Source organism: Isoptericola sp. Y581 (assembly GCF_059445475.1).
Genome location: NZ_JCAIUK010000002.1, coordinates 513,758 through 537,534, shown reverse-complemented (window position 1 = coordinate 537,534; position 23,777 = coordinate 513,758). Strand labels below are relative to the sequence as shown.

At 74.0% G+C, this 23,777-nt stretch carries 21 protein-coding genes; 7 read left to right on the top strand and 14 right to left on the bottom strand.

What is annotated here, in order from left to right; translation table 11 throughout:
* Positions 1–10: 10 nt before the first annotated feature.
* Complete coding sequence (dapA, locus tag AC1C2W_RS05580) at positions 11–946, bottom strand: 4-hydroxy-tetrahydrodipicolinate synthase (protein ID WP_495390316.1); 936 nt, start codon at positions 944–946, stop codon at positions 11–13.
* A gap of 92 nt (positions 947–1,038) precedes the next feature.
* On the bottom strand, positions 1,039–1,566 hold the full coding sequence (locus AC1C2W_RS05575) for an AAA family ATPase (protein WP_495412592.1): 528 nt from the start codon (positions 1,564–1,566) through the stop codon (positions 1,039–1,041).
* A 78-nt stretch (positions 1,567–1,644) separates the two neighbouring features.
* On the opposite strand from AC1C2W_RS05575, the gene AC1C2W_RS05570 reads away from it, so the two are divergent.
* The 6 genes from AC1C2W_RS05570 (at position 1,645) to AC1C2W_RS05545 (ending at position 8,119) form a co-directional block, all read left to right on the top strand.
* Positions 1,645–3,111: an NAD-dependent succinate-semialdehyde dehydrogenase gene (locus tag AC1C2W_RS05570; protein WP_495412591.1), complete on the top strand. Its 1,467-nt coding sequence runs from the start codon at positions 1,645–1,647 to the stop codon at positions 3,109–3,111.
* Between the two features lie 61 nt (positions 3,112–3,172).
* On the top strand, positions 3,173–3,916 hold the full coding sequence (locus tag AC1C2W_RS05565; protein WP_495390313.1) for an AzlC family ABC transporter permease: 744 nt from the start codon (positions 3,173–3,175) through the stop codon (positions 3,914–3,916).
* Positions 3,913–4,233: an AzlD domain-containing protein gene (locus AC1C2W_RS05560; protein ID WP_495390312.1), complete on the top strand. Its 321-nt coding sequence runs from the start codon at positions 3,913–3,915 to the stop codon at positions 4,231–4,233. The genes AC1C2W_RS05565 and AC1C2W_RS05560 overlap by 4 nt, the downstream gene beginning before the upstream one ends.
* 33 nt (positions 4,234–4,266) lie before the next feature.
* On the top strand, positions 4,267–5,133 hold the full coding sequence (locus tag AC1C2W_RS05555; RefSeq protein ID WP_495412590.1) for an SDR family oxidoreductase: 867 nt from the start codon (positions 4,267–4,269) through the stop codon (positions 5,131–5,133).
* Positions 5,134–5,170: 37 nt separating this feature from the next.
* Positions 5,171–5,680, top strand: a complete 510-nt coding sequence (locus tag AC1C2W_RS05550; protein WP_495412589.1) for a GNAT family N-acetyltransferase — start codon at positions 5,171–5,173, stop codon at positions 5,678–5,680.
* A 99-nt stretch (positions 5,681–5,779) separates the two neighbouring features.
* The gene (locus AC1C2W_RS05545; protein WP_495412588.1) at positions 5,780–8,119 is read left to right on the top strand and encodes a glycoside hydrolase family 3 C-terminal domain-containing protein; all 2,340 of its coding nucleotides are present in this window, start codon (positions 5,780–5,782) and stop codon (positions 8,117–8,119) included.
* Between the two features lie 126 nt (positions 8,120–8,245).
* On the opposite strand, the gene AC1C2W_RS05540 is transcribed toward AC1C2W_RS05545, so the two are convergent.
* A complete protein-coding gene (locus AC1C2W_RS05540; protein ID WP_495390308.1) occupies positions 8,246–8,893 on the bottom strand; it encodes a TetR/AcrR family transcriptional regulator in 648 nt (215 codons plus the stop codon).
* Positions 8,894–9,008: 115 nt separating this feature from the next.
* Here AC1C2W_RS05540 and AC1C2W_RS05535 point away from each other — a divergent pair, with 115 nt between their 5' ends.
* Entirely contained in the window at positions 9,009–10,178 is a 1,170-nt protein-coding gene (locus AC1C2W_RS05535; protein ID WP_495412587.1) for an MFS transporter, read from the top strand.
* Between the two features lie 144 nt (positions 10,179–10,322).
* On the opposite strand, the gene AC1C2W_RS05530 is transcribed toward AC1C2W_RS05535, so the two are convergent.
* The 11 genes from AC1C2W_RS05530 to infB all read right to left on the bottom strand — a co-directional run bounded on the left by AC1C2W_RS05530 (position 10,323) and on the right by infB (position 23,766).
* Positions 10,323–10,523 (bottom strand): hypothetical protein, encoded by a 201-nt coding sequence (locus AC1C2W_RS05530; RefSeq protein WP_495412586.1) that lies wholly within the window; start codon positions 10,521–10,523, stop codon positions 10,323–10,325.
* Between the two features lie 5 nt (positions 10,524–10,528).
* Positions 10,529–10,999 (bottom strand): hypothetical protein, encoded by a 471-nt coding sequence (locus AC1C2W_RS05525; RefSeq protein WP_495412648.1) that lies wholly within the window; start codon positions 10,997–10,999, stop codon positions 10,529–10,531.
* Between the two features lie 20 nt (positions 11,000–11,019).
* On the bottom strand, positions 11,020–11,811 hold the full coding sequence (gene dapB / locus AC1C2W_RS05520) for a 4-hydroxy-tetrahydrodipicolinate reductase (protein ID WP_495412585.1): 792 nt from the start codon (positions 11,809–11,811) through the stop codon (positions 11,020–11,022).
* Between the two features lie 37 nt (positions 11,812–11,848).
* On the bottom strand, positions 11,849–13,177 hold the full coding sequence (locus AC1C2W_RS05515) for a M16 family metallopeptidase (protein WP_495390303.1): 1,329 nt from the start codon (positions 13,175–13,177) through the stop codon (positions 11,849–11,851).
* Positions 13,178–13,184: 7 nt separating this feature from the next.
* Positions 13,185–15,446 carry a polyribonucleotide nucleotidyltransferase gene (locus tag AC1C2W_RS05510; protein WP_495412584.1) on the bottom strand — a complete coding sequence of 754 codons (2,262 nt, stop codon included), beginning with the start codon at positions 15,444–15,446 and terminating at the stop codon, positions 13,185–13,187.
* 269 nt (positions 15,447–15,715) lie between these two features.
* Complete coding sequence (gene rpsO / locus AC1C2W_RS05505) at positions 15,716–15,985, bottom strand: 30S ribosomal protein S15 (protein ID WP_495390301.1); 270 nt, start codon at positions 15,983–15,985, stop codon at positions 15,716–15,718.
* Between the two features lie 160 nt (positions 15,986–16,145).
* Positions 16,146–18,020, bottom strand: coding sequence for a peroxidase family protein (locus AC1C2W_RS05500; protein ID WP_495390300.1), 1,875 nt, complete (start codon positions 18,018–18,020; stop codon positions 16,146–16,148).
* A gap of 279 nt (positions 18,021–18,299) precedes the next feature.
* Complete coding sequence (locus tag AC1C2W_RS05495) at positions 18,300–19,280, bottom strand: bifunctional riboflavin kinase/FAD synthetase (protein WP_495390299.1); 981 nt, start codon at positions 19,278–19,280, stop codon at positions 18,300–18,302.
* A gap of 132 nt (positions 19,281–19,412) precedes the next feature.
* Positions 19,413–20,384 carry a tRNA pseudouridine(55) synthase TruB gene (gene truB, locus AC1C2W_RS05490; protein ID WP_495390298.1) on the bottom strand — a complete coding sequence of 324 codons (972 nt, stop codon included), beginning with the start codon at positions 20,382–20,384 and terminating at the stop codon, positions 19,413–19,415.
* Between the two features lie 13 nt (positions 20,385–20,397).
* Positions 20,398–20,859 (bottom strand): 30S ribosome-binding factor RbfA, encoded by a 462-nt coding sequence (gene rbfA / locus AC1C2W_RS05485; protein WP_495390297.1) that lies wholly within the window; start codon positions 20,857–20,859, stop codon positions 20,398–20,400.
* 78 nt (positions 20,860–20,937) lie between these two features.
* Positions 20,938–23,766, bottom strand: a complete 2,829-nt coding sequence (infB, locus tag AC1C2W_RS05480; RefSeq protein ID WP_495412583.1) for a translation initiation factor IF-2 — start codon at positions 23,764–23,766, stop codon at positions 20,938–20,940.
* Between the last annotated feature and the right edge of the window lie 11 nt (positions 23,767–23,777).

Here is a 23,777-nt window from a genome sequence, read left to right as displayed (position 1 = left end):
CCGATCGGTATTACGGACGTGTGGTGGCGCCCACGCGGGCGCCGTCGAGATATCCGGCCGCCGCGAGCGCGTCGCGCACCAGCGCGACGTCGTCCTGAGAGGCGGCCACGTTGGGCAGGCGCAGCTCGCGGTTGTCGAGCACGCCGAGCGCCTCGAGCGCGGCCTTGACCATCACGGCCTGTGCGCCGGCGCCGTTCAGCGCGGCGATGACGGGCAGGGTCGTGGCGAAGACGTCGAGCGCAGCGGCGTGGTTGCCGGCGTCGAACCGACGCACGGCCTCGGCGAACCGGTCGCCGACGACGTGCGCGGAGACGGAGACGATGCCGGCCCCGCCGTGGGCGAGGAACGGCAGCAGGAGTCCGTCGTCGCCCGAGTACCAGGCGAGTCCCGTGGCGGCGCGCAGGCCGGCCACGGCGGCGACGTCGCCCGTCGCGTCCTTCGTCGCGACGACCTGGGGGTGGCGCGCGATGCGCTCGTAGGTCGCCGGCGCGATGCGCACGCAGGTGCGGCCGGGCACGTCGTAGAGCATGACGGGGAGCTCGGTCGCGTCCGCGACGGTCGCGAAGTGCTGGTAGAGACCCTCCTGGGAGGGACGGGAGTAGTAGGGCGACACGACGAGCAGCCCGTGGGCGCCCGCCTCGGCGGCCTGCTCGGCCATGCGCACGGCGTGCACCGTGTCGTTCGAGCCCGCGCCCGCGAGCACGTACGCGCGGTCACCGACGGCGCCGACCACGGCGCGGACGAGGTCCGCCTTCTCCGGGGTGTGCGTGGCCGGGGACTCGCCGGTCGTGCCCGAGAGCACGAGGCCGTCGTTGCCGTCGTCGACCAGCCGCTTCGCCAGGCGTACCGCCGCAGCGAGGTCCAGGTCACCCGACGGAGTCATCGGCGTGACCATCGCGGTGAGCACGGCGCCGAACGGGCGCGCGATGCTGGGGACGAGCGTCATGGGTCAACCGTACCGGCCACGCCCGCCGCGGGTGGACGCGTCCACCCCTCGCCTCGGGCATCGCGTCGGGCATCGCGTCGGGCATCGCGTCGTCACCCGAGCAGCGGCTCCACACGGCGGGCGACGGCGGCCAGGTCGGCGCCGGCGTCGACCCGGACCGCTCCTGTCGACCGCGTCACCTCGCGCAGCCCCGCCGCGTAGGCGGCCAGGGTCTCGTCGTCCAGGCCACGGCGGTGCGCGGCCCGGCCCGCCGCGTCATCCTGTGCGACCCGGCCGGCGACCGTCGCCGGCGGGGCCTCGAGGACGGTGTGCACGAAACGCGCCCTTGCCTCCGCCGCGGCGCGCTCGAAGCGAGCCACCTGGTCGGCGCGCGCGACGAGCTGGGGGACGACGACGCCGCACCCGGCGCGCAGGTGGGACCGGGCCATGTCCAGGGCCAGGCGCCGCGCAGGCTCCGCCGCGTCGCGGGGGTCGCCGGAGATCAGGGTGCGCACGACATCGACGTCGAGGACGAGCGTGCCCGGTCGCGCGGCCGCGGCCGCCACGGCCGACTTCCCGACGCCCGGCAGCCCGTTCAGGAGCAGCAGCACCGGTGCGTCCGCGATTCGTCCGTCGTCCACGGCCCGATCGTACGGCGACCTTCGCTGTCGCACCCTGTCGCATGTCGAGCGGACGGCGGTCTGTGCATACTCGGGTGCATGAGCTCGCTCTCGCCCGCGCTCGTGGCCCACCTGCCCACCGGCATGCTCGCCGGCGGGCAGTGGGCCGCCGCTGCCGGCGGGCACACCTTCGAGGTCGTGGACCCGGCCAGCGGCGAGGTGCTGTTCGACGTCGCCGACGCCTCCCCCGAGGACGGACGCCGCGCCCTCGGCTCCGCCGCCGACGCGGCCGCCGCCTGGCGCGCCGTCGCGCCCCGCGAGCGGTCCGAGCTGCTGCGCGCCGTGTACGAGCGGATCGTCGCGCGCACCGACGCCTTTGCCTCCCTCATCACGGCCGAGTGCGGCAAGCCGCTCGCCGAGGCGCGGGCCGAGGTGACCTACGGCGCCGACTTCCTGCGTTGGTACGCCGAGCAGGCGGTGCGCGCCGACGGCCTGGCCCGCACCGCGCCCGCCGGCGCGAACCGCCAGCTGGTGCACCGGCGCCCCGTCGGGCCGGCGCTCCTGATCACCCCGTGGAACTTCCCGATCGCCATGGCCACTCGCAAGATCGGCCCGGCGCTCGCCGCCGGCTGCACCGTGGTGATCAAGCCGGCGCACCAGACACCGCTGACCACCATGCTCGTCGCCGAGGTGATCCGCTCCGAGCTCGCCGACCGCGGCCTGCCCCGCGGGGTGGTGAACGTGGTCCCGACGGCCCACTCGAAGGACCTGGTCGCGCCGCTCCTCGCCGACGACCGGCTGCGCAAGCTGTCGTTCACGGGCTCCACGGCGGTGGGCCGCACGCTGCTGCGGCAGTCCGCCGACCTCGTGCTGCGCACGTCGATGGAGCTCGGCGGCAACGCCCCGTTCGTCGTCTTCGCCGACGCGGACCTCGACGCGGCGGTCGAGGGCGCGACCGTCGCCAAGCTGCGCAACGCGGGCCAGTCGTGCGTGGCGGCCAACCGGTTCCTCGTGCACGACTCGGTGGCCCGGGAGTTCGCGCGCCGCCTCAGCGACCGCTTCGCCGCGCTGCGGGTGGGTCCGGGCGACCAGGACGGCGTCGACGTCGGCCCGCTCATCGACGCGGAGGCCGTCGAGAAGGTCGCCGAGATCGTGGGGGACGCCGCCGACCGGGGCGCCCAGGTGCTCACCGGCGGCGACCGACCCGACGGCCCCGGGAGCTTCTACGAGCCCACCGTGCTCGCCGGCGTCGACGCGGACGCGCGCGCGGTCCGCGAGGAGATCTTCGGCCCGGTGGCGCCCGTCGTGGCGTTCGCCGACGACGACGAGGCGCTCGCCCTTGCAAACGACACCGAGTACGGGCTCGCCGCCTACGCCTACACGACGTCGCTGGATCGGGCGATGCGCGCCGCCGCGGAGATCGACGCCGGGATGATCGGGATCAACCGCGGGATGGTGTCGGACGCCAGCGCCCCCTTCGGCGGGGTCAAGCAGTCCGGGCTCGGCCGGGAGGGCGGGGAGGCGGGGCTCGAGGAGTACCTCGAGACCGTCTACGTGGCCCTCTGACCGCGCCCGGGGCCGGACGACCCGCTTCCCGAGCCCCGGCGGGGCGTGGTTACCTACCGACGTGACACGTGGAGAGGGGCGGGACCCCGCGGTGCGTTCCGCCGTCCGCCAGGGGGCGAGCGTCGCGGTGGCCACCGGACTGTACGGAATCTCCTTCGGCGCGCTGTCCGTGGTGGCGGGCGTCGGCGTGCCGCAGACGATGGCGCTGAGCCTGCTGCTGTTCTCCGGCGGCTCGCAGTTCGCCCTCATCGGCGTGGTGGCCGCGGGCGGGTCGCCCGTGGCGGCGATCGCGACCTCGACCCTGCTGGGCGTGCGCAACACCCTGTACGGCGCGGTCGTCGCCCCCCTGCTCGACGTCCGCGGGTGGCGGCGCCTGGCCGCCGCCCAGCTCACGATCGACGAGTCCACCGCCGTGGCGGTCGGCCAGCGCGAGCCCGCGGCGACGCGGGCCGGGTTCTGGGCCACGGGCGTCGGCGTCTTCGTGCTCTGGAACGCGTTCACCCTGCTCGGCGCCCTGGCCGGCGACGCGCTCGGCGACCCGAAGGCCTGGGGCCTGGACGCCGCGGCCGGGGCGGCCTTCCTCGCGCTCGTCTGGCCGCGCCTCGCCGCCCGCCGCGCCCAGATCGTCGCCGCGCTGGCCGTCCTCGTGTCCGCCGCGCTGATCCCCTTCGTCCCGGCCGGCGTACCCGTGCTCGCGGCCGCCGCCGCGGCGATCGCCGTCGGGCTGATCGCGACGCCGCGGGCCGCCGCTCCCGAGGCCGGCACCGACATCGCGCCCGGAACTGAGGGGGACGAGGCCCGATGACCACCACCGTGCTGTGGGTGACGGTGCTCGTCGCCTCCTCGGCCAGCTTCGCCCTCAAGCTCGCGGGGCATCTGATCCCCGAGCACTGGCTGGCCACCGAGCGCGTGCAACGCACGTCGACGCTCGTCACCGTGGCGCTGCTCGTCTCCCTCGTCGTCGTGCAGACGTTCGCCGACGGGCAGGCGCTCGTCGTCGACGCCCGGGTGCCGGCGCTCGGCGTCGCCGCCGTCGCGCTGGCCCTGCGGGCCCCCTTCATCCTGGTCGTCGTGCTGGCCGCCGCGACCGCCGCGGGGCTCCGCGCACTCGGCTGGGGCTAACCTCGTCACCCGGCCTGCCGGAGATGAGGCCGCGTGTCGCCCAACAACGAAGGGATCGTCATGGCTCAGGACGTCGTCGTGATCGTCGGTGCAGGGGGGATGGGCGAGGCCGTCGCCCGCCGGGTGGGAGCCGGGCGACAGGTGGTCCTGGCGGACCGTGACGAGGGCCTGCTGGAACGGCTGTCCGCGCAGATGTCGGACGACGGCTTCGCGGTCACGACCGAGGAGGTGGACGTCTCGTCCCGCGAGTCGGTGGCGGCCCTGGCCGACCGGGCCGCCGAGCTCGGGCCGGTGACCGCGGTGGTGCACACGGCCGGGGTGTCTCCCGTCGCGGCGCCCACGAGCGCGATCCTGCACGTCGACCTGTACGGCGTGGCGGTCGTCCTCGACGAGTTCGCCCGCGTCGTCGCCCCGGGGGGCGCCGGCGTGGTCATCGCGAGCATGGCCGGCGCGATGGTCGCGGGCACGCTTCCCGCCGAGATCGAGTCGGCGCTCGCGCAGACCCCCACCGACGACCTCCTGGCGCTGCCGTTCCTCGCCGAGCAGGCCATCCCGAGCCCCGGCGCGGCGTACTCGATCGCGAAGCGCGCCAACCAGCTGCGGGTCCAGTCCGCCAGCATCACCTGGGGCGCACGGGGCGCACGGGTGAACAGCGTCAGCCCGGGCGTCATCTCCACCCCCATGGGTCAGCAGGAGCTGGCCGGAGAGTCGGGCGCGGGGATGCGGCGCATGATCGCCGGCTCGGGTACCGGGCGGATCGGCACGCCGGCGGACATCGCCGCCGCCGTCGCCTTCCTCGTCGGTCCGGAGTCGTCGTTCATCACCGGGACCGACCTCCTGGTCGACGGCGGCACGGTAGCGGCCGTCCGCGCCGGTAAGGTCGAGCTGCCGACCGGGTGAGGCGCAGTCCGGCGCGGCGCGCCGCTAGGGTGACCGGATGGCTCTCTTCCGCGAGACGGCTGACGTCTCGGTCCGCCCGGCCGTCCCCGGCGACGAGGACGCGGTCACGCGTGTGCAGGTGACCGCATGGCGCAGCACGCACGAGGTGGCGCTGGGCGACGGCGTCGTCGACAGCCTGGACACCGCCGCGATGCGGGACCGCTGGGCGCGGGCGATCACCGCTCCCCCGGGGCCCGGCTTCGCCGTCCTGGTGGCGCTCGCCGGACCCGACGTCGTGGGCTTCGCGGCGGTCGGCCCCGGCCAGCTCCTCGCCCTCGAGGTCGAGCCCGACCACCAGCGCGGCGGACACGGGTCGCGGCTGCTCGCGGCCGCGGTGGACCGGCTCCGCACCGACGGCGCCCCCGAGGTCGTCACGTGGGTTCTCGACGACGACAGCGCGCGCGAGCGGTTCTTCTCAGTGGCGGGGCTCGGGCCGGACGGCACGGAGCGCACGCTCGCCACGGGCGTGCGGGACGTGGTGGAGCAGCGCTGGTCGGCCGCGATCTGATACCGAGGGCCACCGCGATCCTGGAGCAATTCCCTACCAGACGGTAGGTTTCTTGCTACGCTGCCCTGGTTGCACTGCCGCCGACCCTGGAGCGCACCCGTGACCTTCGACCGGATCCCGACCCCCGCCGTCCAGACCGAGAGCACCGGACTGCCGTTCGACGGCGAGCGCGTGCTCGGCGAGCTCACCCTCGCCGAGAAGGCCTCGCTGCTCTCCGGCCTCGACTTCTGGCACACCCAGCCGGTCGAGCGCGACGGGACGACGCTCGTGCCGTCCGTGATGGTCACCGACGGGCCGCACGGCCTGCGCAAGCAGGACGAGGCCGCGGACCACCTCGGCCTCGGCAACAGCGTGCCCGCCACCTGCTTCCCCACCGCCGCCGCGCTCGGGTCGAGCTGGGACGCCGACCTGCTGCGCCGCGTGGGCGAGGCGCTGGGCCGCGAGACGCGCGCCAACGACGTCGCGGTGCTGCTCGGCCCGGGCGTGAACATCAAGCGGTCGCCGCTGTGCGGGCGCAACTTCGAGTACTTCTCGGAGGACCCGGTGGTGGCCGGCGACCTCGCGGCCGCGCTGGTCGAGGGCATCCAGTCCCAGGGCGTCGGCACGTCGCTCAAGCACTTCGCGGCCAACAACCAGGAGGCCGACCGCATGCGGGTCTCGGCCGACGTCGACGAGCGGACGCTCCGCGAGATCTACCTGCCGGCCTTCGAGCGGGTCGTCACGCGCGCGCAGCCGTGGACCGTCATGTGCTCGTACAACAAGGTGAACGGCGTGTACGCCTCGCAGCACGACTGGCTGCTCACCACCGTGCTGCGCGACGAGTGGGGCTTCGAGGGCCTGGTCGTCTCCGACTGGGGTGCCGTCCGCGACCGCGTCGCCGGCGTCGTGGCCGGGCTCGACCTCGAGATGCCCGCGAGCGGCGGCCGCACGGACGCACAGGTCGTCGCCGCCGTCGAGGCGGGCGAGCTCGACGAGGCCCTCGTCGACGCCGCCGCCCGGCGCGTGCTGGAGCTCGTCGCCCGCTCCCTGCCGACGACGAGCGCCCCCGGGTCGTTCGACGTCGACGCGCACCACGCGCTGGCCCGCGAGGCCGCCGCGGCGGGCACGGTGCTGCTCAAGAACGACCCCGTCGGCAGCTCGACCGACGACCCGACCGACGCTGTGCCCCTGCTCCCCCTGACGAGCCCCGCGGACGTCGCCGTGATCGGCGAGCTGGCCCGCACGCCGCGCTACCAGGGTGCCGGCTCGTCGCAGGTGAACCCCACCCGCCTCGACGACGCCCTCACAGCGCTTCGCGACGCCGCGGGCACGGACGTGCCGTTCGCGCCCGGCTACACGCTGGCCGAGGGCCCCGCCGACGACCGCTCCCCCGCGGACCTCGTCGCCGAGGCCGCCGACGCGGCCCGCGGCGCCGGCACGGCGCTCGTCTTCCTCGGCCTGCCCGCGGCCTACGAGTCCGAGGGCTACGACCGCGAGCACCTGGACCTCCCCGCCGAGCAGGTTGCGCTCCTCGAGGCGGTCGCCGCGGCGAACCCCCGCGTCGTCGTCGTCCTGGCCGGCGGCTCCGCGATCTCCGTCACCGCCTGGCAGGACGCCGCCCCGGCGCTGCTCACCGGCTGGCTGGGCGGGCAGGCAGGCGGCTCCGCCGTCGTCGACGTGCTCACCGGGGCGGCCGCGCCGTCGGGCAAGCTCACCGAGACGATCCCGCTGCGGCTCGAGGACACCCCGGCGTTCGGCAACTTCCCGGGCGAGCTGGGGCACGTCCGCTACGGCGAGGGCCAGCTCGTGGGCTACCGCTGGTACGACGCCCGGCAGCTGCCGGTGGCGTTCCCGTTCGGCCACGGTCTGTCGTACACGACGTTCACCTACGACGACGCGACCGCCGAGGTCCGCGGGTCCGGCGCCGGCGCCTCGGTGCGCGTGCGGGTGCGGGTGACCAACTCCGGCCCGGTCTCGGGCGCCGAGGTGGTGCAGGTGTACGTGGCCGACCCGCAGGCGCAGGTGCAGCGGCCCGAGCGGGAGCTCAAGGCGTTCGCCAAGGTGCGCCTGGAGCCCGGTGCGTCGCAGGTCGTGACGCTCGACCTCGACGCGCGCGACCTGTCGTACTGGCACCCCGTGCTGCGCCGCTGGGTGCTCGAGGGCGGCGAGTTCGTGATCGGCGTCGGCGCGTCCTCGCGCGACCTGCGCGCCGAGGTGTCGGTCGACGTCGTCGGCGAGGACGTCACGGTTCCCCTGCACGAGCTGTCCACGCTGGGCGAGGCGCTGGCGCACCCCGTGGCAGGCCCCGTGGTGCGCGGGTACCTGGACGCCACGCCGATCGACCCCGGCATGCTCGCCATGGCCACCGACATGCCGCTCGCAGTGATCGCGGACTTCGGCCTGGCCGGCGTTGACCGGGAGTCCCTCGCGCAGCTCGTCGAGGCGGCGAACGCCGGTTGAGCCGTCCCTGCTGGTTGAGCGCTGGTCGAGCCTGTCGAAACCCGCTGGTCGAGCCTGTCGAAACCCGCTGGTCGAGCCTGTCGAAACCCGCTGGTTGAGCGTGTCGAAACCCGGGCTTCGACAAGCTCAACCCGCGGCGCCGACCAGGATCAGGTCGAGGTACGCCCCCAGGTCGGCCGCCATGTCGACGCGCGCGGCGCGCGGGCCGTCGAGCGAGTAGAGCCACTGCACCTGCAGGCCGTCCATGAGCGCGACGACCGTGCGGGCGGCCGTGGCCGGGTCGACACCCGGCCGCAGCCGCCCGGCCGCGTCGAGGCGCTCCAGCTCGGTGCGCAACCGCGCCACCGTGGTGGGGTACCGCTCGGCGAAGTAGTCGTGCGCCGGGTGCTCGGCGGTCGTCGCCTCCGCGGCGAGTCCGGCGAAGACCTCGACGACGGGTCGCCGCAGCGCGTTGCGCTCCACCAGCCGCACCAGCGCCTCGAACAGCGAGCGCCCCTGCACGAGGTCGGTGTCGACGTCGGCGAAGTCGATGGCGTCGCGGTGCTCGAGCACGGCTTCCAGCAGGTCCGCCTTCGTCGGGAAGTGGTGCAGGAGGCCCGGGTGCGAGATCCCGACGCGCGCCGCGACCTCCCGCAGCGAGGCGCCGTGATAGCCGACCTCGCCGAACAGCACGATGGCCGCCTGCAGGATCTCCTCGCGCTTGGCGCGCCCCTTGGCGTAGCCGCGCCGCGGCGCCGCGCCCTCCTCGATCGTCGTCTCGCTCACGCCCGCCATTGTGCCCGGTCCTCGCGCGCCCGACCCCGTACGGGGACGCGTCGCTGTACCCGGGCCGGCGGTTCGGCCACGGCCTGGACGTCTGATCGCGAAGACACGATGGCAGGATGAGGCAGTGCCTCAACGAACCGTCCGCGACGCCGCCGCGGGGATCGCCGTCCTCGCGGTCGCCAACTTCGTCGCCATCACCACCGAGGTGCTCCCCGTGGGGCTGCTGCCGCAGCTCGCGCGCGGCGTCGGCGTCACCGAGTCGACCGCCGGCCTGCTCGTCACCGTGTACGCGTTCGTGGTCGCGGCCTTCGCCGTCCCCCTGACGCTCGCCACGCGGTCCGTGGCCCGCAAGCCGCTGCTGCTCGTCACGCTCGCGACGTACGCCGCGAGCAATTTGCTGGTGGCCCTGGGGCCGTCCTACGCGGTGGTGGCCGGGGCACGGGTGCTCGGCGGGATCGGGCACGCGGTGTTCTTCTCCGTGTCGATCGCGTACGGGGCGCGGCTCGTCGGCCCCCTGTACACCGGCCGGGCGCTCACCCTGGTGACCGCCGGCGGCACCATCGGGTTCGTGCTGGGCGTGCCCCTCTCGACCTCGCTCGGCGCCGCCGTGGGCTGGCGCTGGTCGTTCGCGGTGCTCGCAGCCGTGTGCGCACTGACGGCGCTGCTGGTGGCCCGGCTGCTGCCCGCCGTCGCCGTCGAGCCGGCCGCGCCGCGGGACGGCCACGCCGCGCGCCGGGGCCGCAAACGACTCGGCGTCGTCGTCGGCGCCAACACCGTGCTCTTCGGCGGCCAGTACACCGTCTACACCTACATCTCGGTGCTCCTGCTGGCCGCGGGGCTGTCGGAGCCGGCCGTCGGGCCGACGCTCCTCGTGTTCGGCGCCCTCGGGCTGGTCGGGCTCTGGGGCGCGGCCCGCTACCTGGACCGCAGCCCGCGCGCGCTCACGATCGTCGCGATGGCGACGATCGCGGTGGCGCTCGTCGGGGTCGCGCTCGCGCTGCCCGGCGCCGTCGGCGTGCTCCTGGCGGCCGGAGTGTGGCTCGCCGCCTTCGGCGCGATCCCCGCCACGTTCCAGGCGGCGGCGCTGCGCACCCAGGGGGCCACCCCCGACGTGGCCGGCGCGTTCGTCAACGCGACGTCGAACTTCGGCATCGGGCTCGGCGCGGCGGTGGGCGCCGCCGTGGTCGCCGGCCCGGGCCCCCGGGCCCTCGCCCTGACCGGCGCGGCGATCGTCGCGGTCGCGCTGGTCGCGATCCTCGTGGCCAGACGCTCGTTCCCCCGCGACACGGCATAGCGGGCCGCCGACCACGCACGGCGACGCACGACGTCGTTCGGACGTTCCACGACCGTCACGACGCCGTGACCTGCGCGAAGCACCCCTCTGCCACCGTGGTGGTATGGACCGCGCAGACCCGCCCGTGACGCCGATCGTGACCGACTACTTCGCGGCGGTCGTCACCGTCTCGCAGGACTGACCGCGGCGCTCGCCGCGACGGCGCCTGAACGCCTCGCCGGGGTCGCGCGCCGCTGGACGCGCGACCCGGGTGTCACCGGACAGCGCCCCGAGCGCGTGCAGGCCCTCGTGCCGGCCCTCGTGGCGCTCGGCGACCTCCCCGGCCGCGCGAGGCAGGTGCGGCACGCCCTCTACTGCGGGACGGTGCGCGTCCCCGGCGCGCCGGGCCGGAACAGCGACGACGCCTTGCGCAGCGACTCCCGGGCACGACGGCGGTCGCCTGACGCGTCGTAGGCGAACGCCAGCTGGTACCAGGACTTCCAGTCCTCCGGGCGGGCCTCGGCCACCTCGCGACGCGCGGCGAACGCGGCGTCCGCCGCGGCGCGGTCGACGCGGCCCCCGGGCGAGCGCGGCAGGTCGTCCACCGGCAGCTCGCCGGCCGTGGCGAGCGCGTCGGCCATCTGCTGCACCCGCGTGGCGAGCCGGTACTCGCGGGCGATCAGCACGATGACGAGCAGCGGGATGACGAGCACCGCCGCGCCGATGCCGATGAGCACCGGCTCACCGGTGCGGATCATCGACACCCCGCGGCCGGCGATCTGCCAGACGTACAGCGCCAGCAGCGCGGTGACGGCGAGCGCCCCCACCAGCCCGCGGGGCATCCGCCGCCGCGCCGCGCCGCTCACGACAGGTCCAGCACGTTCTCGAGCCCCACCGTCAGGCCCGGCCGGGCGCCGACCTCGCGCACGGCGAGCAGCACGCCCGGCATGAACGACACGCGGTCGAACGAGTCCTGCCGGATCACCAGCTGCTCGCCGACGTTGCCGAACAGGACCTCCTCGTGCGCCACCAGCCCGCGCAGGCGCACCGCGTGCACCCGCACGCCGTCGACGTCCGCGCCGCGCGCCTCGACGCCCGACTCGGTGGCGTCCGGCATCGCACCCAGCCCGGCCTCCGACCGGGCCCGGGCGATCGCCGCGGCCGTGTGCCGCGCGGTGCCCGACGGGGCGTCGACCTTGTCCGGGTGGTGCAGCTCGATCACCTCGGCGGACTCGAAGTAGCGCGCCGCCTTCGCGGCGAACGTCATCGCCAGCACTGCGGAGAGGCCGAAGTTCGGCGCGATGAGCACGCCCAGCCCGGGCTGCTCGGACTGTCGGCGCTCGGAGTTCACGCGCTCCAGGTGCTCCGCGACGCGACCGCGCGAGCCGTCGTCCCAGCCCGTGGTGCCGACCACGGCGTGCACGCCCGCGTCGAGCACGGCGTGCACGTTGGCCTCGGTCGCCGCGGGGACCGTGAAGTCCACCACGACGCCGGCGCCGGCCAGCGTGGTCGCGTCGACAGCGTCGCCCGCGTCGAGGCGCGCGACGAGCTCGAGGCCGGGCGCTTCCTCGACGGCCCGGCACACGGTGACGCCCATGCGCCCCGCCGCGCCGAGCACCGCCACGGTGAGGGGCCGGCTGATCGTCTCGGTCATGGGGTGAGTGTCTCCGATCTCGTTCTTCGAACCGGCGTCAGTCGCCGAAGGGACCCACGCGCACGACGGACCGGGGGCGCGCGGCCAGGTCGGTCGCCAGGTCGCGCACGTCGTCCACCGTGACCGCGCGGACGCGCTCGAGCGACTCCTCCAGGCTCAGCAGCTCCCCGTAGACGAGCTCGGCCTTGCCGAGCCGGCTCATGCGCGACCCGGAGTCCTCCATACCGAGCACGAGGCCGCCGCAGAGCTGGCCGATGCTGCGGGTCAGCTCCGCGTCGGTCATGCCGTCGCTTGCGAGCCGCTCCAGCTCGGCGACCATGAGCTCGGTCACCTCGTCGACGTTCGCGGGCGAGCACCCGGCGTACAGGCCGAACGTGCCGAGGCCGCCGTGGCCGGAGGCGAACGAGTAGGTGGCGTAGGCGAGCCCGCGGCGCTCGCGGATCTCCTGGAACATGCGCGAGGACATCCCGCCGCCCAGCACGGCGTTGAGCACCGAGAGGGTGAAGCGACGGTCGTCGGTGGCGGCGAGCCCCGTGGACCCGACGATGACGTTCGCCTGCTCGACCTGGCGGCGCACCGTCAGCTCGACGCCCTCGGTCGGGACGCCGGCGGTCTGCGCCCCGGGGGGCCGGCGCTCGCGGGGCGCGGCCGAGGCGGCCAGGTCCCAGCCGCCGTCGGTCAGCACCCGTGCGACCTGGCCCACCAACGCGTCGTGGTCAACCCCGCCCGCGGCGGACACCACGAGCGTCTCGGGCCGGTAGTGCCAGCGGTAGTGCTCCCACACGGCGTCCCGCGGCACGGCACGGATGGTATCCGGGGTGCCGCCGATGGGCCGCCCGAGCGGGTGGGTGCCGAGCACCGCGGCGGAGAACTCCTCGTGCACGACGTCGCCGGGGTCGTCGTCGTTCATCGCGAGCTCTTCGAGGATGACGCCGCGCTCGGTCTCGAGCTCGCCCTCGTCGAGGCGCGCCGACGTGACCATGTCCGCGATGACGTCCACCGCCATCGGCAGGTCGGCGTCGAGCACGCGCGCGTAGTAGCAGGTGTGCTCCTTGCCGGTCGCCGCGTTGGCCTCGCCGCCGACGGCGTCGAACGACTCCGCGATGTCCATCGCCGAGCGCCGTGGCGTGCCCTTGAACAGCAGGTGCTCGAGGAAGTGTGTGGAACCGAAGTGCCCGTCGGACTCGTCGCGCGAGCCGACGCCGACCCAGGCGCCCACCGTGGCCGAGCGCAGGCCCGGCATCTGCTCGGTGAGCACACGAACACCGCCGGGCAGGACCGTGCGACGGATGGTCGCACCGTCCTGCCCGGCGGTCAGGTCGGCACCGGGCTCGCCGGCAGGGACGAGCGGGAGGTGCCAGGTCATCGGAGCGTCAGGCCTCCACGTGGTCCGTGGCGGCCGTCTCGGCCGGGGCGTCGGCGGACTCGTCCGCCGTCTCGTCCTCGGTGACCGCGACGAGCGAGAGCTTCCCACGCGGGTCGATCTCGCCGATCTCCACCTGGACCTTCTGGCCCACGGACAGCACGTCGTCGACGTTCTCGACGCGCTTGCCGCCCACGAGCTTGCGGATCTGGCTGATGTGCAGCAGACCGTCCTTGCCCGGGGAGAGGGAGATGAACGCGCCGAACGACGTCGTCTTGACGACCGTGCCGACGAAGCGCTCGCCCACCTCGGGGATGTGCGGGTTGGCGATCGCGTTGATCGCCGCGCGGGCGGCCTCGGCCGAGGGGCCGTCGGTGGCGCCGATGTACACGGTGCCGTCGTCCTCGATGGAGATGTCCGCGCCCGTCTCCTCCTGGATCTGGTTGATCATCTTGCCCTTGGGCCCGATGACCTCGCCGATCTTGTCGACCGGCACCTTCACGGAGATGACGCGCGGGGCGTTGGGGCTCATCTCGTCCGGCACGTCGATCGCCTCGGCGAGGACGTCCAGGATCGTCAGGCGCGCGTCGCGGGCCTGGGTGAGCGCGCCCGCCAGGACCGACGCGGGGATGCCGTCGAGCTTGGTGTCGAGCTGGATGGCCGTGACGAACTCGCTGGTACCGGCGACCTTGAAGTCCATGTCGCCGAACGCGTCCTCGGCGCCCAGGATGTCCGTGAGCGCGGCGTAGCGGGTCTCACCGTCGACGGTGTCGGAGATGAGGCCCATCGCGATGCCCGCGACCGGGGCCTTCAGCGGGACACCGGCGTTGAGCAGCGACAGCGTCGAGGCGCAGACCGAGCCCATGGACGTCGAGCCGTTGGAGCTGAGGGCCTCGGACACCTGGCGGATCGCGTAGGGGAAGTCCTCGCGGCTCGGCAGCACGGGCATGAGCGCCCGCTCCGCCAGCGCCCCGTGGCCGATCTCGCGGCGCTTCGGCGAACCGACGCGACCCGTCTCGCCCGTGGAGAACGGCGGGAAGTTGTAGTTGTGCATGTAGCGCTTGCGCGTGACCGGCCCGAGCGAGTCGATCTGTTGCTCCATGCGCAGCATGTTCAGCGTGGTGACGCCCAGGATCTGGGTCTCGCCGCGCTCGAACAGGGCGGAGCCGTGCACGCGGGGGATCACCTCGACCTCGGCCGAGAGGGTGCGGATGTCCGCGAGCCCGCGGCCGTCGATGCGCACGCCGTCGGTGAGCACGCGCTGGCGGATGAGCTTCTTCTGCAGGGCGCGGTACGCACCCGACAGCTCCTTCTCGCGACCCTCGAAGCTGTCGGCGAGCGCGCTGAGCAGGCCCGTCTTGAGCTCGTCCAGGCGGTTCTCGCGGTCCTGCTTGTCCGCGATGGCGAGCGCGTCGCGCAGGGCCGGCGAGACCTCGGCCTCGACGGCGGCGAACGCGTCGTCCTGGTAGTCGAGGAAGACCGGGTACACCTTGACCTCCTTGGCCGCCTGGGCGGCGAGCGAGGCCTGGGCCTCGCACAGGGCCTTGAGGAACGGCTTGGACGCCTCGATGCCCTGGGCGACGACCTCCTCGGTCGGCGCCGCGACGCCGTCTTCCTTGATGAGCTTCCAGGCGTTGTCCGAGGCCTCGGCCTCGATCATCGCGATGGCCACGTCGGAGCCGCCGTCGGCGCCGGTGACGATCCGGCCGGCCACGACCATGTTGAACACGGCGCGCTCGAGGTCCGAGTACTTCGGGAACGCGACCCACTGGCCGTCGATGAGGGCGACGCGGACGCCCGCGACCGGGCCGGAGAACGGCAGGCCGGAGATCTGCGTGGACGCCGACGCGGCGTTGATCGCCAGCACGTCGTAGGCGTCGTCGGGATGCATGGCCAGGACGTCGATGACGACCTGGACCTCGTTGCGCAGGCCCTTGACGAACAGGGGGCGCAGCGGGCGGTCGATGAGACGGCAGGCGAGGATCGCCTCCGTCGAGGGGCGGCCCTCACGGCGGAAGAACGAGCCGGGGATGCGGCCCGCGGCGTACATGCGCTCCTCGACGTCCACCGTCAGGGGGAAGAAGTCGAACTGCTCCTTGGGGTGCTTGCCGGCCGTCGTGGCCGACAGCAGCATCGTCTCGCCGTCCAGGTACGCGGCGACGGAGCCGGCGGCCTGGCGGGCGAGGCGGCCCGTCTCGAAACGGACGGTGCGGGTGCCGAAGCGGCCGTTGTCGATGACGGCCTCGGCGAACTGGATCTCGGGACCCTCCACGGGTGCCCTCCTTGATCTCGAGGGCGCCGCTGCGGCTCGGCGGTCTTCGATCGAGGCCCACGGAGCCGGCCCGGCCCGATGGGCCGAGCGGCTCGGGGGGCCACTACCGAGGACCGGACGAGGATCCGGCGGCGCGATGGTGGCGTGACGGGCGATCGCCCGTCACCGTCTAGTCAGTGTCTCGTCAGTCAGTGTCTCGTCAGTCAGTGTCTCTCGACAGTGACATCACACCACAGCCCGGCCCCGCGAGGGACCGGGCTGATGCGGTGTCAGCGGCGCAGGCCGAGGCGCTGGATCAGCGCGCGGTAGCGCTCGATGTCGATCTTCTGCAGGTAGCCCTGCAGGCGGCGGCGCTGGCCCACGAGGAGCAGCAGACCACGACGCGAGTGGTGGTCGTGCTTGTGCTCCTTGAGGTGCTCGTTCAGGTCGTTGATGCGCTGGGTCAGCAGCGCAATCTGCACCTCCGGCGAACCGGTGTCGCCCTCGTGGGTCGCGTACTCGGTGATGATGGACTGCTTGGTGGCAGCGTCGAGCGGCATGGCTCTCCTTCGGTGTCGTTGCGCGGTGCTCCGGGACTCGTTCACCGGGGCGCTCTGGATCCGCGGCCGTTCATACGGCCCCACCATGCTATCAGCGCGCGACGTCGCCCCCACCCGCAGCGGGACGGGGACGACGTGCTGCTGGCCACGTCCTGTGCGCTCAGGCGTCGCCGTCCTGCCCGGCCGGGCGCCCGTCGGTCGTGCGGAAGGTGCCGTCGGGTAGCGGGAGCAGCCCGGCGAACCGCTGGAGGTCGGGCAGCGTGGTGATCATCCGCCCGTCGTCGAACCGGACGCCGCCCGCCGGGGTCCAGGCCTCCGGGAGCGCCCGCAGGAACGAGCTCTCGTCCTGGCGCAGGAGGTAGACGAACGTCTCCGCGAGGATGCGGCTGCCGACCTCGCCGAGGAAGTTGCCGTTGCCCTCGGCCTCGGCCTCCTTGAGCACGTAGTACCAGAGCGGTGTGCCACCGAGCTCGTCCAGCGCCTGGCCGACCTCCGGCGCGGCGTTCGCCGTCAGCTGGTCGCGCGTCAGGGGCTCGACGCCCAGCGACTCGGCGACCTTCTCGCCCGTGGGCAGGGACAGCCAGTACCCGCGCACGAGGTTGCGCCGGGAGAGGTTCTTGAGCATCGCGCTGACCTCGGCCGGGAGGCCCGGGTCGTTGCCCTCGTTGCGCAGGTCGGCCAGGCTCGCGGCGAGGAACGTGTCGATCTTGCGGGCCGCGCGGGCGCCGGCAGGGTCGCCCTTGCGCACGAACCGCGCCCACTCGATCGGCCAGTTGGACGGCAGGACATCACCCCGTGCCGGTGCCGGCGCGCCGAGCCCGCCCCCGCCCGTGAACTGGAAGAGCTGCACGAGCGTGGCGATGCCGCCGGTGCCTCCCCCGGTGAAGTTGACGTTGAAGTCGTACGCGCCGCGCACCATCGAGTGGCCGAACCGGAACGCGGCCGTCGCGAACTCCAGCGGCATCGCGATCGGGTGGGGTGTGGTGAACAGCAGCGTGTCCGAGAGCAGCACCTGGTCGAGCACGCCCGGCTTGGTCAGCGTGCGCAGGTAGTCGTTCACCACGAGCCACTGGTAGTGGTACCGCACCAGCTGCTGCGCCCGGTCGAACACCGCCCGGTCGTCGACCAGCCCGGGCTCGTTCTCGCGGACCCAGTCCACCACCGCGTTGTGGAAGCGGATCATGCCCACCTGGAACTGCCCGACGACGAGGTTCTCGTCGTTGCGGCCGTCGGGGACCTTCGGGTCCCCGGCCTTCGGGAGCTCCTCCGGCGCACCCACCAGCCCGTCGACCTCCTCCGCCGAGAACCGCGGCAGGTCGCGCTGCGCGTCGGCGCCCGGCTCGACCAGCGCGAAGCCGGGGATCGGCGCCGTCGCGACCCGGCCGAGCGCGAGCTTGATCGGGTCCGTCGCCGCGTACGAGGCCTCGCTGCGCGTCGTCCCCTGGTCCGGTTCCCCGGGGAGGATCGGGCCGCTGCCGTACACGCTGTCGAGGTCGAGCGCCGGGTGCCGCCCGTTGTGCAGGGACGTCACGACCAGGTCCGGCGGGACGACGCGGAACGGCTCGTCGACGATGTCGCCGAGGATCAGGTCGCCGTCGCCGTCGCCGGTGCTGTCGCGGCCGTTCGTGTTGAGCGTGATGTCGTGGTCGATGAACTGGCCCCAGTAGGTGTACACCGCGGGGACGGTCGAGTCGCGCGCCGGGTCCGGCCCGGCCGGCTCCACCATGGCGTCGCCGAGCTTGGACAGGGCCGCGAGGACCCGCGGCACGTCGGCCTCCCCGGACGGGAGGTGCGCGGACGGGTCGTCGCGCAGGTCGCCGAACAGGTAGTCGAACCGGGTCGTCGCGTCGAATGTCCCGGCGTACACGTCGTCGTAGACCGCCCTCGCGGTCCCGGGCAGCAGCGGTGCGGCCGACGCCCGGGGATCCACCCCGTCGGCGCCCGACGTCACGGGCACGACGGCGCTGCCGTGACCGACGCTGCGCACGGTCCGGCCGGCGGGGTCCGCGCTGAGGTTGCTCTGCTGAGCCTCCATGGCTCTGCCTCTCTCGGGAGAAGCGGGCGCCGGGCACGCACGGCCCGGCGTGCGGGGCACGTCCCGGGCCGCCGGCAGGCGGCGGCCCGGGACCGCGCGTTGCGACGTCAGGCGTCCCGCCGTAACAGGGAGAACGGGGGCCGTGCCGCGACGGGGCCGCGATCGATCCGCGGCCCGGCGGGCCGGTCACGCCGACCCGTCACCCCGAGGGAACGACCCGCGCGCCGCCTGTGACGACGCCGGGCGGTTTTCATCCTCCCGGCAGCTGCCCCACGAGGCTCATCGGCGACGCAGGATCTCGCGTGCCCGGTCGACGTCGGCGTGCATCTGCTCGACCAGCGGCTCGATGCCGTCGAAGCGGAGCGTGGGCCGCAGGCGTTGGAGCAGCTCCAGCACGACCGTCTCGCCGTACAGGTCGAGATCGTCGCGGTCGAGCACGTATGCCTCGACGCGGCGCTCCACGCCGCCGAACGTCGGGTTGGTCCCCACCGAGATCGCGGCGGGCAGGTCCGCGTCCCGGGCGCCGGGGCTCGCCGCGGCGAGCGTAGGACGCAGCAGCCGGCCGGCGTAGACGCCGTCGGCGGGCACCATGCCCTGAACGTCCCCGAGGTTGGCCGTGGGGAAGCCGAGCTCGCGCCCGCGGGCGTCGCCGTGCACGACGGTGCCGCGCACGCGGTGGGGACGACCGAGCACCTCGGTCGCCTGCGCCACGTCGCCCTCGGCCAGCAGCGCGCGGGCCGCGGACGACGACCACCGCACGCGCGCGCCGCCGTCGCCGGGGACGTGCTCGCCGACGTCGTCGACCGCGACGACCTCGAACCCGTGCGCGCCGCCCAGCTCCACCATGGTGGCGAGCGTGCCGGCGTTGCCCTTGCCGAACCGCACGTCGTGACCCACGACGACGGAGCGCGCGCCGAGGCCGTCCACGAGGTACCGGGTCACGAACTCCTCGGGCGTCTGGGCGGCCAGCTCGAGCGTGTACGGCACGACCAGGACGGCATCCAGGCCGGTGCGCTCCAGCAGGTCGAGCCGGTCGGGCAGGCCGGTGAGCAGCTCGGGCGCGGTCTCGGGGCGGTGCACGGCGGCGGGGTGCGGGTCGAACGTCACCGCGACGGCCAGGTGCCCGTCAGCCTGGGCGAGCCGCACGAGACGACCGAGCACCGCCTGGTGCCCGCGGTGCACACCGTCGAAGTTGCCGATCGTGACGACCGATGGTCCGAAGCCGTCCGGGACCTGCTCCAGGTCCGTGAACACCTGCACGCGTCGTGCTCCGTCTCGTCGATCGTCCGCGGTCGGCGCTCGTGGCGGGCGCCAGCGGTCAAGGATAGTCCGCCGACGGCACCGCCCGCGGCACAGGCCGTCCGCCCGGCCTTGAGGTGCCCGCTCGCCAGGTCAGCCGGCGGGGGCGAGCACGAGCACGGGCTTCGCCAGTGCCTCGCCACGCCGGCGGGTGTCCTCCAGCAACGCGACGAGCACACCGTCCGGGCCGATCGCGGCGACGGTGCCCTTCTCACCACTGGCGGCGACCCACTGCCCGTACCCCAGTGCCCGGGCCTCGTCGTCGGTGAGGTCGCGCACCGGGAACGTCGCGCGGGCGGCGTCGGCGGGCGGCAGGGTGGCGAGCACTCCGTCGGCGTCCGCCTGCGCCTCGAGCTCCTCGAGCGTGCGGGCGGCCGCGAGGTCGTACCCGTCGACGCGCGTGCGCCGCAGCGCCGTGAGGTGACCGCCCACCCCGAGCGCGGACCCGAGGTCGCGTGCGAGGGCCCGCACGTAGGTCCCGGACGACACGACGACGTGGACCTCGACGTCGAGCACGCCGAGACCCTCGGCGGTGACCCCGGGCCGCGTACCCACGACGTCGAACCGGCTCACCGTGACCGGCCGCGCGTCGAGGGTGACCTCCTCGCCCGCCCGGGCGCGCGCATAGGCGCGCTTGCCGCCCACCTTGATCGCGCTCACGGTGGTGGGCACCTGCATGATGTCGCCGGTCAGCGCGGCGACCTCGCGCGCCAGGTCCGCAGGGTCGATTCCCCCGTCCGCTCCCCCGCCGACGCCGGCGGTCGAGAGGACCTCGCCCTCGGCGTCGTCGGTCGTGGTGCTCACGCCGAGCCGGATCGTGGCCTCGTACGCCTTGTCGGCTCCCACCACGTAGGTGAGCAGCTTCGTGGCGCGGCCGACGCCGACGACGAGCACGCCCGTCGCCATGGGGTCGAGCGTGCCCGCGTGGCCCACCTTGCGGGTCCCCGCGAGCCGGCGGCAGCGACCCACCACGTCGTGGCTGGTCCAGCCGGCAGGCTTGTCGACGACCAGGAACCCGTCCGGCGCCGTCGGGCGCCGGACGGGCGGCTCCCTGGTGCCGCTCATCTCTCCGCCACGCTCAGTCGTCCTCGTTCTCTTCCTCGTCGGGCTTCTTGTACGGGTCGGCCTCGCCGGCGAACCCCTTGCCCTCGCGCAGCGCGGCCAGCTCGGCATCGCGACGGCGCGCCTCGAGGAGCGCCGCGTCGAGGTTCGCCGCCGACTCGGGCATCGAGTCGAGGTGGAACTCGATCGTGGGCGTGAGCCGGATGCCGGTCTGCTTGCCCACCTCGGAGCGGATGACGCCCTTGGCGCTCTCCAGCGCCGCGGCCGTGCCCGTGCGCTCTTCGTCGGTGCCGTACACCGTGTAGAAGACGGACGCGTTCTGCAGGTCACCGGTGACGCGCACGTCGGTCACGGTCACGAAGCCCAGGCGCGGGTCCTTGATCCGGGTGTCGAGCAGCTGCGCGACGATCTCCTTGATGCGGTCCGCCAGCTTGCGGGCACGCGGGTTCTCGGGCCTGTCGGCCTTCTGACCAGGCATTGGGGTGTCTCCCTTTCTCGACGCCGACGGCGCCCCGCCCCGCGGAGTGCGGGGCGGGGCGCCGTCGAACGGTGACCGTCAGGCGCGCGGCTTCTCGCGCATCTCGAAGGTCTCGATGATGTCGCCCTCGGTGAGGTCGTTGAACGACCCGAGACCGATACCGCACTCGAAGCCCTCGCGGACCTCGGTGACGTCGTCCTTCTCGCGACGCAGCGACTCGATCGTCAGGTCGTTCCCGACCACCTTGCCATTGCGCAGCACGCGGGCCTTGGTGTTGCGGCGGATCGTGCCGGACCGCACGATCGAGCCCGCGATGTTGCCGAACTTCGAGGACCGGAAGACCTGGCGGATCTCCGCGGTGCCCAGCTGGGCCTCCTCGTACTCCGGCTTGAGCATGCCCTTGAGGGCGGCCTCGACGTCCTCGATCGCCTGGTAGATGACCGAGTAGAACTTGACCTCGACGCCCTCGCGGTCCGCCAGCTCCTCGACCCGCTCGCCGTACTTGACGTTGAAGCCGATGATCACCGCGTTGTCGACGGTGGCCAGGTTGACGTCGTTCTGCGTGATGGCACCCACACCGCGGTGGATGACGCGCAGCTCGACCTCCTCGCCGACGTCGATCTTGAGCAGCGCGTCCTCCAGTGCCTCGACGGCACCGGACACGTCGCCCTTGAGGACCAGGTTGAGGGTCTCGACCTTGCCCTGCTGGAGCGCCTGCGTGAAGTCCTCGAGGCTGATGCGCTTGCGACGCTTCGCCAGGAGGGCGGCACGCTCGGCGGCCTCGCGCTTCTCGGCGATCTGCCGGGCCGTGCGCTCGTCCGGCGCCACCAGGAAGGTGTCACCGGCCGACGGCACGGACGCGAGACCGAGCACGAGGACCGGGCGGGCCGGGCCCGCCTCCTTCACGGACTCGCCGTGCTCGTCGAACATGGCACGCACGCGGCCGTGGGCCGTGCCCGCGACGATCGCGTCGCCGACGTGCAGCGTGCCCGACTGGACCAGGACGGTCGCGACAGCGCCGCGACCCTTGTCGAGGTTGGCCTCGATGGCCACGCCGCGCGCGTTCTTGTCGGGGTTGGCCCGCAGGTCCAGGGAGGCGTCAGCCGTGAGGAGCACAGCCTCGAGGAGCTGGTCGATCCCCTGGTTCTGCTTGGCGGACACGTCGACGAACATGGTGTCGCCGCCGTACTCCTCGGCCACCAGGTTGTACTCGGTGAGCTGCTGGCGGATCTTGTCGGGGTTGGCCCCCTCCTTGTCCACCTTGTTCACCGCGACGACGATCGGCACGTTCGCGGCCTGGGCGTGGTTGAGCGCCTCGACCGTCTGCGGCATGACGCCGTCGTCGGCCGCCACCACGAGGATCGCGATGTCCGTCACCTGCGCACCACGCGCACGCATGGCGGTGAACGCCTCGTGACCCGGGGTGTCGATGAAGGTGATGGCGCGGTCGATGTCCTCGTGCACGTGACGCACCTGGTAGGCACCGATGTGCTGGGTGATGCCGCCGGCCTCGCCGGAGACGACGTCGGTCTGGCGGATCGCGTCGAGAAGACGCGTCTTGCCGTGGTCGACGTGACCCATGACGGTGACGACCGGCGGACGGGCCTGCAGCTCGTCGTCGCCCTCGCCCTCGAGCTCGGCGTCCAGGTCGATGTCGAAGGCCCCGAGCAGCTCGCGGTCCTCCTCCTCGGCGGAGACCATCTCGATGACGTAGCCGAGCTCGGTCGCGAGCGTGCCGAACGTGTCCTCGTCGAGCGACTGCGTCGCGGTGGCCATCTCACCGAGGTGGAAGAGCACCGTGACCAGGCTGGCGGGGTTCGCGTCGATCTTGTCCGCGAAGTCGTTCAGCGACGAGCCGTGCCGCAGGCGCACGACGGTCGTGCCGTTGCCGCGCGGGACCTGCACGCCGCCGAGTGACGGCGCCTGCATCTGCTCGAACTCCTGGCGCTTCGCGCGCTTCGACTTCCGCCCGCGAACGGGGCGACCGCCGGCGCGACCGAACGCACCCTGCGTCGAACCGCGCCCGGCGCCACCGCGGCCGCCGGGACGACCGGCGAAGCCGCCGCCACCACCGGGGCGGAAACCGCCGGGGCCGCCGCCGGGACCGCCACCGGGGCCGCCGCCACGACCGCCGCCACGACCGCCGGCAGCGGGCGCAGGACGCTCGCCCGGACGCGGCATGGACGTACGGCCGGGCATCATGCCCGGGTTGGGACGTGCGCCGCCGCCGGGGCGGGGCGCCGCGGGACGCGGGCCACCCGGGCGGGGACCGCCGGGGCGCTCGCCCGAGCGCTCCGGCGCAGCGGCGTCACCACGTTCGGGACGCTGCCCGGGACGCGGCATGCCCTGGCTGGACGCGAACGGGTTGTTGCCCGGGCGCGGGGCGCCGCCGGAGCGCTGCCCCTGACGCGGCATGCCCTGGCTGGACGCGAACGGGTTGTTGCCCGGGCGCGCGGAGCGCGAGCCGCCGCCCTTCTGCTCGCGGGCCGCGGGCGGGGGCTTCGGCGCCGCGGGGCGTGGGCCGGGCGTGGGTGCGCCGGGTCGGGCACCCGACTCCTTGGCCGGAGCCGGAGCCGGAGCGGGGGCCTCGGCCTCGGGCGCCGCCTGCGGGGCGGGCGCCTCGGCCACGGGGGCTGGGGTGGGGGCGGGCGCCTCCTGCTTCTGCGGAGCGGGCTTGGGCGCGGGCTTCGCCGGCGTCGCCTTCTGCTCGGCGCGCTGCGGCGCCTTCTGCTCCGAGGCCGCGGGCGCCGCGTCCTTGTGCTTGTCGCGCATCATGCGCTCGACCGGTGCCTCGAGCGTCGAGGACGCCGATCGGACGAACTCGCCGGCCGACTTCAGGTCGGCGAGCAGGGACTTGCTCTCCACTCCGAGCTGCTTTGCGAGCTCGTGAACGCGGATCTTCGCCACATCTCTCCTGT

Bases quoted from the DNA above. Each gene is read 5' to 3' on its own strand.
- dapB (WP_495412585.1), bottom strand. From the start codon at position 11,811: ATGACCGAGACGATCAGCCGGCCCCTCACCGTGGCGGTGCTCGGCGCG.
- rpsO (WP_495390301.1), bottom strand. From the start codon at position 15,985: ATGCCGCTCGACGCTGCCACCAAGCAGTCCATCATCACCGAGTACGCG.
- AC1C2W_RS05540 (WP_495390308.1), bottom strand. From the start codon at position 8,893: ATGGCGGGCGTGAGCGAGACGACGATCGAGGAGGGCGCGGCGCCGCGG.
- AC1C2W_RS05560 (WP_495390312.1), top strand. From the start codon at position 3,913: ATGACCACCACCGTGCTGTGGGTGACGGTGCTCGTCGCCTCCTCGGCC.
- AC1C2W_RS05550 (WP_495412589.1), top strand. From the start codon at position 5,171: ATGGCTCTCTTCCGCGAGACGGCTGACGTCTCGGTCCGCCCGGCCGTC.
- AC1C2W_RS05570 (WP_495412591.1), top strand. From the start codon at position 1,645: ATGAGCTCGCTCTCGCCCGCGCTCGTGGCCCACCTGCCCACCGGCATG.
- rbfA (WP_495390297.1), bottom strand. From the start codon at position 20,859: ATGCCTGGTCAGAAGGCCGACAGGCCCGAGAACCCGCGTGCCCGCAAG.
- truB (WP_495390298.1), bottom strand. From the start codon at position 20,384: ATGAGCGGCACCAGGGAGCCGCCCGTCCGGCGCCCGACGGCGCCGGAC.
- AC1C2W_RS05500 (WP_495390300.1), bottom strand. From the start codon at position 18,020: ATGGAGGCTCAGCAGAGCAACCTCAGCGCGGACCCCGCCGGCCGGACC.
- AC1C2W_RS05525 (WP_495412648.1), bottom strand. From the start codon at position 10,999: ATGCCCCGCGGGCTGGTGGGGGCGCTCGCCGTCACCGCGCTGCTGGCG.
- AC1C2W_RS05515 (WP_495390303.1), bottom strand. From the start codon at position 13,177: ATGACCTGGCACCTCCCGCTCGTCCCTGCCGGCGAGCCCGGTGCCGAC.
- dapA (WP_495390316.1), bottom strand. From the start codon at position 946: ATGACGCTCGTCCCCAGCATCGCGCGCCCGTTCGGCGCCGTGCTCACC.